Source organism: Pasteurella oralis, assembly GCF_042681465.1.
Classification (GTDB): domain Bacteria; phylum Pseudomonadota; class Gammaproteobacteria; order Enterobacterales; family Pasteurellaceae; genus Pasteurella; species Pasteurella oralis.
On record NZ_JBHUFP010000009.1, the window covers coordinates 107,549 to 120,307 of the forward strand.

11 protein-coding genes are annotated in these 12,759 nt (G+C 35.3%); 4 read left to right on the forward strand and 7 right to left on the reverse strand.

All coding sequences use genetic code 11. The annotated features are described in order from the left end of the window. The 3 genes from rsxC to rsxA all read right to left on the reverse strand — a co-directional run. On the reverse strand, nt 1-1,788 hold a 1,788-nt coding region (gene rsxC, locus ACFSAV_RS07125), incomplete at its 3' end, for an electron transport complex subunit RsxC (RefSeq protein ID WP_379097860.1). Nucleotide 1,789: 1 nt separating this feature from the next. Beyond that, complete coding sequence (gene rsxB, locus ACFSAV_RS07130; protein ID WP_379098054.1) at nt 1,790-2,386, reverse strand: electron transport complex subunit RsxB; 597 nt, start codon at nt 2,384-2,386, stop codon at nt 1,790-1,792. After that, nucleotides 2,383-2,964, reverse strand: coding sequence for an electron transport complex subunit RsxA (rsxA, locus tag ACFSAV_RS07135; protein ID WP_379097863.1), 582 nt, complete (start codon nt 2,962-2,964; stop codon nt 2,383-2,385). The genes rsxB and rsxA overlap by 4 nt, the downstream gene beginning before the upstream one ends. 703 nt (nt 2,965-3,667) lie before the next feature. On the opposite strand from rsxA, the gene ACFSAV_RS07140 reads away from it, so the two are divergent. The 3 genes from ACFSAV_RS07140 to ACFSAV_RS07150 all read left to right on the forward strand — a co-directional run bounded on the left by ACFSAV_RS07140 (nt 3,668) and on the right by ACFSAV_RS07150 (nt 7,126). After that, nucleotides 3,668-4,678 carry a porin gene (locus tag ACFSAV_RS07140; RefSeq protein ID WP_101775802.1) on the forward strand — a complete coding sequence of 337 codons (1,011 nt, stop codon included), beginning with the start codon at nt 3,668-3,670 and terminating at the stop codon, nt 4,676-4,678. A 174-nt stretch (nt 4,679-4,852) separates the two neighbouring features. Then, entirely contained in the window at nt 4,853-5,905 is a 1,053-nt protein-coding gene (locus ACFSAV_RS07145; protein WP_101775803.1) for a porin, read from the forward strand. 180 nt (nt 5,906-6,085) lie between these two features. Further along, nucleotides 6,086-7,126, forward strand: coding sequence for a porin (locus tag ACFSAV_RS07150; protein ID WP_379097867.1), 1,041 nt, complete (start codon nt 6,086-6,088; stop codon nt 7,124-7,126). A gap of 102 nt (nt 7,127-7,228) precedes the next feature. On the opposite strand, the gene prmB is transcribed toward ACFSAV_RS07150, so the two are convergent. Then, a complete protein-coding gene (gene prmB, locus ACFSAV_RS07155) occupies nt 7,229-8,170 on the reverse strand; it encodes a 50S ribosomal protein L3 N(5)-glutamine methyltransferase (protein ID WP_379097870.1) in 942 nt (313 codons plus the stop codon). A 123-nt stretch (nt 8,171-8,293) separates the two neighbouring features. Here prmB and smrB point away from each other — a divergent pair, with 123 nt between their 5' ends. Next, on the forward strand, nt 8,294-8,800 hold the full coding sequence (gene smrB, locus ACFSAV_RS07160; protein ID WP_379097872.1) for an endonuclease SmrB: 507 nt from the start codon (nt 8,294-8,296) through the stop codon (nt 8,798-8,800). On the opposite strand, the gene yccS is transcribed toward smrB, so the two are convergent. From yccS to ACFSAV_RS07175, 3 genes are all read right to left on the reverse strand, one after another. Further along, a complete protein-coding gene (yccS, locus tag ACFSAV_RS07165; protein ID WP_101775807.1) occupies nt 8,780-10,933 on the reverse strand; it encodes a YccS family putative transporter in 2,154 nt (717 codons plus the stop codon). The two genes, smrB and yccS, sit on opposite strands and share 21 nt — an antisense overlap. A 14-nt stretch (nt 10,934-10,947) precedes the next feature. Further along, complete coding sequence (locus tag ACFSAV_RS07170; RefSeq protein ID WP_379097875.1) at nt 10,948-11,400, reverse strand: YccF domain-containing protein; 453 nt, start codon at nt 11,398-11,400, stop codon at nt 10,948-10,950. A gap of 332 nt (nt 11,401-11,732) precedes the next feature. Continuing rightward, nucleotides 11,733-12,449, reverse strand: a complete 717-nt coding sequence (locus tag ACFSAV_RS07175; protein ID WP_379097878.1) for a hypothetical protein — start codon at nt 12,447-12,449, stop codon at nt 11,733-11,735. Nucleotides 12,450-12,759: the final 310 nt, after the last annotated feature.

Consider the following 12,759-nt stretch of genomic DNA (forward strand, 5'->3'; position numbering starts at 1 on the left):
TGCGGCTTTTTTCGCTTTTGCTCTGGCAACAGCGGCAGCCACAGCAGCTTTTTGGGGATCAATCGTTAATTCAAGTGCGGTTGAATTTTCAGAAGTTTGGTTTTCTTGTGCACTATTATTATCTTGTGATTTCATGTCTTGTTGACGAGCCAAACGACGCGCTTTGCGTTGTGCCATAATATCGCTATTGTCTGGTAATAATTCACCTTTTTCACTAATAATTGTTTTTACTTCGGCTTTTGTTGTATCACTACTTTCTGTCTTTTTCGCTTTCAAACGCTCAAGTGCTGCCAGTACAGGATCAACTCCGTTTTCTGATTTCATTTCTTGACGACGTGCTTCCATCGCTTTTTGTGAACGAGCTTTACGTTCTTGCTCTTCACGTTCTAAACGAGCTTGTCGTGCTTCAAAACGAATTTTAGCGTCTTCCGCCTGTTTAGCTTTTTGTTTAATTTCCCAAATTTTAGCTTTTTCTTGACGGAAGTATTGAATAAGTGGGATATGACTTGGGCAAACATAAGCACATAATCCACATTCTATACAATCTTTTAAAGCATATTGTTCTGATTTTTCGTGATCTTCACTGCGCGCAAACCAATAAAGTTGCTGTGGCATTAAGTTAACTGGGCAAGCGTCTGAACAAGCTGAACAACGGATACAGGATTGTTCTGGTGCTGGTGGAGCATATTCAAAGTGATCTGGAGCTAACAAACAGTTAGTCATTTTAGTCACTGGCGCATTTAAATCGGGTAGAATAAAGCCCATCATCGGTCCTCCCATAAAAACAGGAAAACGGGCATCATATTGATAATCGACTTGTTGTAATAATTGGTAAATAGGTGTGCCTAAACGCACCCAATAGTTCCCTTTCTTGCGTACTTTATCACCTGTTAAAGTGACAACACGTTCAATTAAGGGTTCATCATCCATTACTGCACGTTTGATTGCAAAAGCAGTCCCGACATTTTGCATAAGTACACCAATACTTGAAGAACGTTGACCACTAGGTACTTCCATCCCCGTCAAGACTTGAATAAGTTGTTTTGCTGCACCAGAAGGGTATTTAGTTGGGATCACACGGATTTCAATATCATTAGCGCCCTGTAATGCTTGGCGTAATGCTTTAGCTGCCTCTGGCTTGTTATCTTCAATAGCAATAACTACTTTCTCAGGACGTAAAATGTAACGTAGAATACGAGTGCCTTCGATGATTTCCTCTGGGTAATCACGCATCAGCCTATCATCACAAGTGATATAAGGCTCACATTCTGCACCATTAATAATTAATAGTTTGATTTGTTTTTCAGCAGAATGAATTTTGGCTGCAGTAGGAAATACTGCACCGCCTAACCCAGCTATACCTGCTTGGTAAATTTTTTCAATCAGTTGCTCTGGGGTTTGAGCCAAGAAATCGTCAATAGGTTGTCGTTGGCGCCATTGATCTTGACCATCGGCTTCAAGATGTACACAAAGTTCTGTTAAACCAGAAGGATGTGGCGCAACATGGGGTGCAATGGCTGTGATAAAACCAGAGGTTGAAGCATGAACAGGGAGTGTTCGTAAACCATCACCTTGAGTGAGAGGTTGCCCTTTAAAAACATAATCTCCCACATTTACTAGTAAGTTCCCTTCAAAACCTGCATGTTGTTTAATGGGAATATACAGTTTGTCGACGAGTTTTGCAGAGCGAATAGGTTTATGGTTTGATTGTGATTTACGCTCCGGTGGGTGAATACCACCTTTGAAATCCCACAACTTACCAGAATTAAAACGTGCTAAAATATCCATATTATTCCCCTTTGATCATTTTCTTTTGTGTTGTTGTGGTATCAACGATAGGAATAACGAGTTTGGGATCGAATTTCCAATTCCAATTATCAATATTTTTTTCAACTTTGATCATTGAAATACAATCTGTTGGGCAAGGTGGTACACAAAGCTCACAACCGGTGCAGAGATCAGGAATAATAGTATGCATGGCTTTATTGGTGCCAATAATCGCATCAACGGGGCAGGCTTGTATGCATTTAGTACAACCTATGCACATTTCTTCATCAATAAAGGCAACCATCGGTACGGGATCTCCATCAATATCTATTGATGGTGGGTCAACACCCATTAATTCCGCAATGTTAATAATCACAGTTTGACCACCAGGAATACATTTAGTGATATCATCACCATTTGCAATGGCTTCAGCATAGGGCTTACAACCAGGATAACCGCATTGCCCACATTGACTTTGAGGTAATAAGGCATCGATTTTTTCTACAATGGGATCAGCTTCGACTTTAAGCTTTACTGAAGCAAAACCTAAGATTGCACCGAAAATAAGTGCAAGCACAGCAATAGTAATCAGGATTAAATATACTGTTGAAGTCATTATAGTCTCACTAATCCAGTAAAGCCCATAAAAGCTAACGACATTAAACCTGCGGTAATTAATGCAATTGAAGCACCTTTAAATATTGATGGAACATCTGCAGCAGCTAGCCGCTCACGCAATGCAGCAAATAAAATTAAGACTAGACCAAAGCCAAGTGAGGCACCAAACCCATAAATTACTGACTGCGTTAAGTTATGTGCTAAGTTAATATTTAATAGTGCGACACCAAGTACAGCGCAATTAGTGGTAATTAAAGGAAGAAAGATACCTAATAAACGATAAAGAGTTGGGCTGGTTTTGTTGATGACCATTTCAGTAAATTGTACCACAACTGCAATAACTAAGATAAAAACAAGAGTGCGTAGAAAAGTCGCACTTAATGGGTAAAGGATATAGGTATCGATTAAATAGGCTGAAATAGAAGCAACAGTTAGCACAAACATAGTTGCCAAACTCATACCAATAGCAGTTTCAATTTTTTTTGAAACGCCCATAAAAGGACAGAGCCCTAGAAACTTAACGAGGACGAAGTTGTTAATTAATGCTGTACTAATAATGAGTAGGATATATTCAGTCATAATTCTATTTTATTGGGCTGGTAAAATGATAAGCGCCCTGAATTTAAGAGGCATATTATCGCTATTTATTGTTTTGAGAACAATAAAAAATTTGGGTTAGTCGAAATAATAGACGCATAAGAATCGAACTTTAGAAAAACTGATGGATAGTGTGATATTTCTTTTATAATAAGAAGTTATTTTTAGCGTGATTATTATAATATTTTGTTTGTTTCTCCTTGTTTTTTAAAGAGAAGATTTATTTTATTTATTAATTAAAAGAGCTAAAAATTAGGTGATTCTTTAGACATCAATTAGTAAAATTGTGACATGGATCACAAAATTGAAATGAACTTTTGAAAATTGACTATTTTTTCTATTGAACATCCATTGATTTACCGTGTTATTGCTTTATTTTTATTTAAAATCAATGTGTTAACTTGTTTGAAGAAAGTTCATTTTTATTAAGAAATCTTTATATTTGTGATCTTCCTAACATTTTTAATTTGAATTTATTTATTTAGATTTTAATTAACTTGTTGTTTTGTAATGAAAAAATAAAAATATCAGAATTGAACATTATTTTGACAATATATAGGAGCTTTGTTATCTTGCATTTGCAAAAATTACGAAACTAGCAATAGTTTCAACGTCGATTTTAGGTTGATTAAGTGACTCGTTACTTAATTAAGTTATAAAACTCCAACAACAAGGTAGTGATTTTATGAAAAAGACAATCGTAGCATTAGCAGTAGCGGCTTTAGCTGCAACTTCAGCAAACGCAGCAGTAGTTTATAACCAAGATGGAACCAAAGTAGAAGTAGGTGGTTCTGTTCGTTTACTTTTACAAAAAGAAACTGATAATCGTACCGATTTAAAAGATAAAGGTTCACGTGTTTCTTTCAAAGCAAGCCACGACTTAGGTTCAGGTTTAAGTGCATTAGCTTATACTGAATTACGTTTCAGCGATAAAAACTTTGGTGATAGCATCCATGTTAAACGTCTTTATGCAGGTTTTGGCTATGAAGGTGTTGGTACATTAACATTTGGTAAACAATTAACCATCGGTGATGACATCGGTTTATCAGACTACACTTATAACTTAGGTGGTGTGAATAAGTTAGTTAGTGCTGGTGATAAAGTAATTCACTTTAAATCTGCAGATTTCAATGGCTTTAGCTTCGGTGCAGACTATGTATTTGCACAAGATCCAGCTAAATATGATACAGCTAATAATAAGAAAAATGTTAATAAAAATGCGTATGTATTAGGTGCATTATATAACAGAAAAATGGGTGAATTTGGCTTTGCCGTTGAAGCTGGTTATAGCCAACAAAAAGTAGCAGAAAATGTAAGTAATAAAGCAGTGACTGCAGGTACTGAATTCTCTTATGGACCTTTTGCTGTAGCTTTAGATTATTCACAAGTGAAAAGCTCTAATAAAGCAGAACAAGTGAAATGGCGTGATGGCGTAATGTACAATAAAGTACGTGAATTTGAATTAGGTTTAAAATATCAAATCGTTGAAGCATCTAAAGTTTACGCTGATGTTATTTGGGGTAAAGCAAAAGATGAAACTAGCAATGTTAAATTACGTGGTTATATTGCTGGTGTAGATTATAAATTACACAAACAAGTTGTCACATATTTAGAAGCTGGTACATTCAGATATAAAGAAGATGGTGTGACAGAAAAAGATAATAAAGTTGGTGTAGGTTTACGCGTATTCTTCTAATTATTTGAAGTTATATCATAAAAGCCAGTGACATTCACTGGCTTTTTATTCAATGAATTTTGTTTTGTAATGATATGTAAAGATAACTGTTACAATATTTTAAGGTTGTAACTATTTGCCGTGATTCTTTGCTCTGATATTTGAATAACTGATAATTCTAAAAGGGAGTTTTATATGAAAAAAACAATTATTGCATTAGTCGTGTCAGCATTAGCTACTGCTTCAGCAAATGCAGCAACTATATTTAATCAAGATGGCACAAAAGTTGATTTAAGTGGATCTGTTCGTTTACTTTTACAAAAAGAAACAAATAAGCGTACAGATTTAAAAGATAGTGGTTCACGTGTTACTTTTGATGTCACTCATAACTTAGAGCATGGTTTAACTGCATTAGCTCAAGCTCAACTTCGTTTTAGTGATGTAGGTATTGGCGATAAAATGAAAGTGGCGCGCTTATTTGCAGGGTTTAACTATGAAAAAGTGGGTACATTAACTTTTGGTAAACAGTTAACTATTGGTGATGAAATTGAATTGTCTGATTATACTTATAATTTAGGTAGTGTGAATCAATTGATTACAGAAGGTGATAAAGTTATTCATTTCAAATCAGCTGATTTTAATGGTTTTAGTTTTGGCGCAGACTATGTATTTGATGAATCTCCAGCTAAACAAGAAGCAAATGGTGAGAAAAATATTAATAACTACGGTTATGTATTAGGAGCACTTTACAATAGAACCATAGGTGAATTTGGATTGGGATTTGCTGTTGGATATAGTAGTAAAAAAGTTGGCGATGCAATGCTTGACGTTAATGAAAAAGTATGGACTGTTGGTGGTGAATTATCTTACAAAGAGTTTGCTATTGCGTTAGATTATTCAAGAGCAAAAAGCGGTGATGTTGCAACAATGACTTGGCGTGATCAAAAGCACCCAGCTAATAATCAGATGGATGATGTGTTCAAACGAATTAGTGAAATTGAGTTAGGATTAAAGTACCAATTTATCCCACAATCAAAGATTTATACTGATTTTATTTGGGGTAAAGCGGTTACAACCTATGACAGAACAGTGAGATTACGTGGTTATATTGCTGGTATTGATTACCAGTTAAACAAAAATGTATTGACTTATTTAGAAGGAGGTACATTTAAATTTAAGCCGCAAGATCATCTAGATCCAACAGTAAAAGATAAGAAAATTGGTGTTGGTTTACGTGTGTTTTTCTAATATTTAGCTTCATATAGAGATAAAGCTGATGAGTTTTCATCAGCTTTTTTATTTGACATCTGCTTATTTCTTTGCCAGTATAATTAAAATCGACTTCATATGAAGCTGATTTGGACAACTCTTTAATTATTAATTAAGAGTTAACTTAGTTAATAAAGATTCTGAAAAGGAATAGGCTGTATGAAAAAAACATTAATTACACTAGCAATCACAGCTGTGACAGCGACTTCAGTTAGTGCAGCGACTGTTTACGAACAAGATGGTACTAAAGTGGAAGTTGGTGGCTCAGTACGTCTTGTTTTAGGTAAATTTGGTGATAATCAGCGTGGTGATCTACGTAATGATGATTCACGTTTAGAAGTTAAAGCGAGTCATAATTTAGGAAATGGTTTATCTGCGTTAGGTGGATTAGAAATTCGTTTTGGTCAAGGTGTAGAGAGTACTAGTGATTCAATTGGTAATCCTACTGTTGATAAACTCTATGCAGGATTTACTTATGAACCAATTGGTACATTAACTTTTGGTAAACAGACAACAAATGGTGATGATGTTCAATTAGGTGATTATGCTTACACTTTTGGTGGTAATAATAACTTACCTGAAGATGCGGGTAAATCAGTAAAATTCCGTTCCGCAGAATGGCATGGTTTTAGCTTTGGTGCAGATTACTTATTTGGTAATGCGAGGAAGAAAACACAATTAGAACCACGAAGTGATTATAAATATGGCTATGGTGTTGCGGTATTTTATAATCGTGAGTTAATGCAAGATTTAGTATTTAATTTAAATGCTGGTTATTCAGTAGATACTCAGGATAATGGCTACGCATATCGCCCAACTGCAACTTCAAATAAACGCAGCATGTGGCGTGTTGCGACTGAAGTATCCTACGGACCAGCAGCGCTTGCAGCGGAATATGGTCAGACACGCTTAGAGTTTCTAGATACTTTTAATTCTAAATCGAAGCATATTTTAGTCGGTGCAAAATATCAAGTAATGGAGCCATCAAAAGTGTATTTGCAATGGCAACGTAATCAAGATATTGATGCTAGTAATAATAAAATCACAGAACAGGTTTATTTAGCTGGTGTTGATTACCAATTCCACAAAAATGTGGTGACTTACGTTGAATATGCCAATGTGCGTTCACGTGATAATATGTACCCAGTCACTAAAGAGAGAGATAATAAATACGGCGTTGGTTTACGCGTATTCTTCTAATCTTTTTACAGTAAAACGAAAAGACCGATTTAATAATCGGTCTTTTTGCCTAAATATTTGTTCTTAAAATTTTGTAAAAACAGACCGCACTTTTGTTAATGCTTATTGAAATAAAGTATGATGCTTAATAAGCTCGGCTTTAGTTATAGCAAAAATACCTACTCCACCGTTTTTTAGTTCAACCCAGTTAAATGCAATTTGTGGATATTGCTCCATAAGATGCACCATACTGTTACCCACTTCGCAAACTAATACACCATTATCTGCTAAATAATCTAGTGCTGCGGCGAGAATACGTTTAGTGATATCTAGTCCATCAATACCCGAGCCTAATGCCATTTCTGGTTCATGCTGAAATTCTTTTGGCATATCAGCCAAGTCTTCCATGTCAACATAAGGTGGGTTCGTCACAATCAGATCATATTGATCTTTGGGTAAATCATTAAATAAGTCTGATTGTATTGGATATACACGATGTAGCATGTTATGACGCTCAATATTGATTTCAGCAACACTTAATGCATCAGCAGAAAGATCAACCGCGTCCACTTCCGCTTGTGGAAATTGTTCTGCACAAGCTATGGCTATGCAGCCACTACCAGTACACATGTCTAGAATACGTTTTGGCTCTGTTGTTAATAAATTGGCGAAGCCAGTTTGGATGAGTGCACTAATTGGCGAACGCGGTATGATAACACGTTCATCAATATAGAAGTTTAAACCGCAAAACCATGCTTGCTTAGTAAGATAAGCAACAGGAATGCGCTTTTCAATGCGTTGAATGACGAGGCGCAAGAGGACTTCTTTCTCCGTACGAGTTAAATTAGCTCCATATAGCTCAGCAGGAAAATCAATAGGTAAGTCAAGTGTAGTTAAAACAAGCTGTAATGCTTCATCCCAAGCATTGTCATAACCATGACCATAATAAATATCTGCGCGATTAAATGTGCTGTAAGTCCAGCGTAAGAAATCTTGGATAGAATGTAATTCATGATGTACCTGATCAGAGATAATGGTTTCAATAAGATCTTGGTTATATGCCATAGTATGCCTGTTACTAAAAGAGAAAAGTGGCGTAGTTATACCATATTCAATTAAATTTTGGAAATCGACGCAAATAATAATGTGTTATCATAATAAAATGTTAACAATTAGGCTAAAGTGAGTATGCTAGAACCAGAAGATATTGAGTTATTTCGTACAGTAACTCAAGGTGTGAAAGCCTTAAAACAAGATACTTTTGTTGCACCTCGTCAGAATAAAAAAATAAAGAAATCACCGTTAAAACAAATTCGTGAACAAGAAGATACGTTATTTTATTTTTCTGATGAATATGAACCTCTGTTGAATGAAGAATGTGCGGTGAAATATTTGCGAGAAGGGGAAGATTCCCATTTGTTAAAACAATTGCGGCGAGGTGATTTCTCGCCTGAATTATTTCTCGATTTACACGGGTTAACTCGCGAACAAGCTAAATTGGAATTGGCTAGTTTGATTCAAGCTTGTGAAAACGAACATATTTATTGTGCAAGTGTCATGACAGGTTATGGTTCTTATGTGCTGAAGCGTCAAATTCCACGTTGGTTAGTGCAACATCCTAAAATTCGAGCTTTACATCAGGCACCGAAAGAATGGGGTGGCGATGCAGCAATTTTAATCTTGCTTGATGTCTAATTTCATTTGCTGGAAAGTGCTATAAAGTGACGGCAATATTTGACTAATCATATTAAGTTGTTGAATTGGCACACTAAATTGCGGTTGTAATAAATGTTCACATTGTTGCGCGTTAGCTTGTTTTAAATCCTGTTTAATTCTTTCTTGTAGCTTAGTGAACACCTCAGGTCTGAGCTTTTCAATATGTTCTAATACATAGATAATTTTTTTTGCGATCGGATAAAAACCGGAGAGAAATGCTGTATTTTGTTGTAATTGTTTCATATTACTACGGTATGCACCTAATGCAGAAATATAACTTAACAGTGAATAATTTATTTTGAGTAGCTCAAATCCTTTTCGTAAATGTGCTTGATATTTTTTCGGCTCATTATTCATATTTGATATTGTTGTACTTAACGCTGTTGCATTCTCATGGGCGTGACGGCGCACAATGCGATATTTCAAATTATCCCCTTTACCAAATTGTAACTGGCTAATGATATAAAGTAGATATTTGGCATCACTTTTAATCGCTTGGCGGCTGACTTTGTCCAGTTGAAGATATTTCCAATCAGGCCATAAGTAAGACACAGCAAACCAAGCAATCGCCGCACCAATGAAAGTGTCTAGGACACGAGAATACATTGCTTCATGAATATCAAACCCCATGACATCAAAACTGATTAAGACTTGTAACGTGATAAAGAATGTTGAAAAACTGTAATTATTACTTCTAAAGAAGAAAAATAAAGTACTGGTTGTGACGATTAATCCCAACTGTAATTCCAGAGTCGGATTAATATAAGGTAATAATGAGCCAATGATGACACCTAAAATTGTACCAATGATACGTTGTCTTAAACGCATTTTCGTCGCAGAGTAATTTGGTTGGCAAACAAAAACTGAAGTTAATAAGATCCAGTAACCTCGATCGAGTTGGAAGAATTCTACTATAGCGCAAGAGGTGAATACGACGATAGATAATCGTACAGCGTGACGGAATAATTGTGAATTAAAGTGGCAGTGACTTTTAATTGTATAGAGAATATTACTGAGTCCACGTATCTGTTCTGTATGAATTTGTGCTGTCGCAGAACGTTCATTTTGGTTAGATTCTTGATCTAAATGACTTAATTGCCATTCTACGGCTTGTAAACTTTCGATCAATGTTTTAAGGTTGAGTAAAATTTGTTCATTTTCAAGATGGGTTTGTGCATAAAATTCGAAAGATTGATTGAGTCCTAAAATCGCTTTCTCAACTTTATTGTTATAGTTATATTCTTTGTTTTGTTGCAAACTTAAACCAATTTCACGGCAAGCTTGCGCTTGCAATTCAAACAAGCGTTGGATACGAAAGATAAGATCGGTATTTTTCAGTTGTTCTGCAATAGCTTGATAATTGAACAAACTGGAATTAGCGCGTTCATGAATATCTTGTGCAGCAAAATAATAGCGAATCATTTTTGTGGTTCGACTATGGCGGTGTTGACCACGGATACGATAAAACAGAGCGGTACGTGCTGAATTAAATGCTTCAACTAATGTACTATCCTTCATGGCTAAGTTGACTTCTTTATTACCTAATTGCTCTATATCATCAGGATCGAAAAATAGCGCTTTGGCATCTAAATATTCGCCTAAAGCAAGAAAGGATTTTGCCATACTTTCTTGTACTGGACGATTAGGAAAAAACAGATGAACAATTAATGTGGTTATGCTATAGAGCAGAGTACCACATAAAATCATGATTGGATTGATGAACCAAATCGTATCAGGCGTGTAAGATAAGGTGGTGTACAAGGCGATAACAAGTGTGCCAAATGCAATTGTACTATAGCGTTGACCAATTGCTCCAACCATAGTGAAAAGAAAAGTAATGGCTGTCATTAGCAACGTAAATTGAAAGCCATTACCAATACTGATTTGAACAACGAGTGAAGAAATAGAGAAAGCAATAAGTGTATAAAATACATTTTTAAGCCGACCAGTTAAGCGGTTATCAAGATCAACTAAACCACCTGCGATAATCCCTAAGATCAATGGCATGCTTTGTTGTGAAATATTAAATAACCAAATAGCAAAGGCTGCGATATTAACCGCAATAAAAATAGGGATTGTGGCAATTACTTTTGCATTCAGCCAGTTGTTCATTCAAGTCCTTTCGCTTATTTGTAATGGTTATTGTAATGTTGCTGTGCTGCTTGTTGTCTTGCAATTTCAGCAACTTCTTTGGAGACCACGCGTTGTCCAACAGGCAACAAAGCAATACTGGCTAATTTAAAGTTAGCAAGTCCGACAGGGATACCGATAATAGTTAAGCATTGTGCAATGCCAGAAAAAATATGACACAAACAAAGCCACCAACCAAAAAAGATAAACCAGAAGATGTTTAGCACAGTGCCTAAAGAGTTACCAATTGCGCTGGTTGGCTCAAGATATTTCACATGAATAATATCATTGCCAAAAGGCATTAATGACATTTTACTGATTTCCCAACAGCTTCTTGTATAAGGCAATGTAATAATAAGAATTGCGCTGACCGCGGTAGCGAGTAACCAACCTAATGTTGTGACAAAGCCACCGAGTACAAAGTTAAGAATATTTAAAATTAATGCCATTGTGATTTACCCTCCAAACGTAAATTGAAATAAACACTAAAAGATAGCATTATACGGATAGGCTACTATCAAGCTACATTATAATGATTTAGTTAAATTTTACAAAAACAGACCGCACTTTGAGAGTGACATCTCTATGTTACTCTAAATTGAGAGGGAAACGGCGTTTAAAAAAGTGGATAGTGAGCAGCATGATTATGCTTATCAGAGGAATAAAATTTGCTCTGTTTGTTTTGTTATTTGCTCTGATAATGTCATTAATGATTTTCTGTTATTCAGTTTAAAACATAAAAAAGCCGTCTATAGACGGCTTTGGCTTATATAAATGTCGTTTAAAATTTAATACCAAAAGATAGACGTAATGCGTCATTTTTGTATGAATTATGGACATGTTTAGTATGCTGTGGACGATAATCAGATTGGTAAGTAATTGCTGAGTTTGTATGGTAATATCCGAGTTCAGCTAAGAAAGATTGATATTCAATTCCAATAGCTAAGCCTAAATAAAGACCATTTTTAGCCTTCATATGAATAGGTGCTTTAAATTCTGGTTGTACTATATCTTTTCCTTTATAAGAACGGATAGCATATGACGTATTACGTATTTTGTTAAATGAATACCCAAAATCGCTTTTATAGTAAATTTTTGCATTATCATTAATAGCAAAGCTGTGCTTAAGGGTCAAATACAGCGGAATAGAAGAGTAACGATTTATTTTATATGTTTCTCTCTCAATTATGCCACCAGGCTCATTAATAGAAGCAGAATGGTCAAAACCTTTACGTTTTATATAACCTGTACCCAAACCAACTTCAAGTTGTGGCAAAACATTATAAGTTGTTTCTAAAAAAATACTTGGCGAAAATGTATTTTTCTTAGTACTTGCAGAAGTCGGAAAGTCTATATTTTCTAGCCGCACTCTCATTGTTTCAAAACGAGAAGTTAAATCAATTCCTGCTTTGCCATAAAAATTAAACTCACCAGTTTGGGCGGTGGCTAAAACAGAGACAAGTGATAAGGTTTTCAAAATGAATAGCTTAGATTTCATAATAATGTTCCATGTAAAAAGATAATAACAATAATGATGTAGCAGGTAATCCTACTCGTTTCACATTGTAATTATTGGATGGTTAAGAGTAAAGCATATTATAGATAAAACTGAAGTATTAACTTGATGCAATACAAGATAACACAAGCCTAAGAAATAGAACTGGCGAGGCTCAATCGATGTAATAATAAACTCCTATCGTGTATAAGCAACGGTTTTTTGAGTTATTTGAGGATATTTAGTCGAAAAGACATAGGTCCAAAAGCATGTATTTGTTGGAATGATTGTATTTTTGAGGGCAGTAAAGATA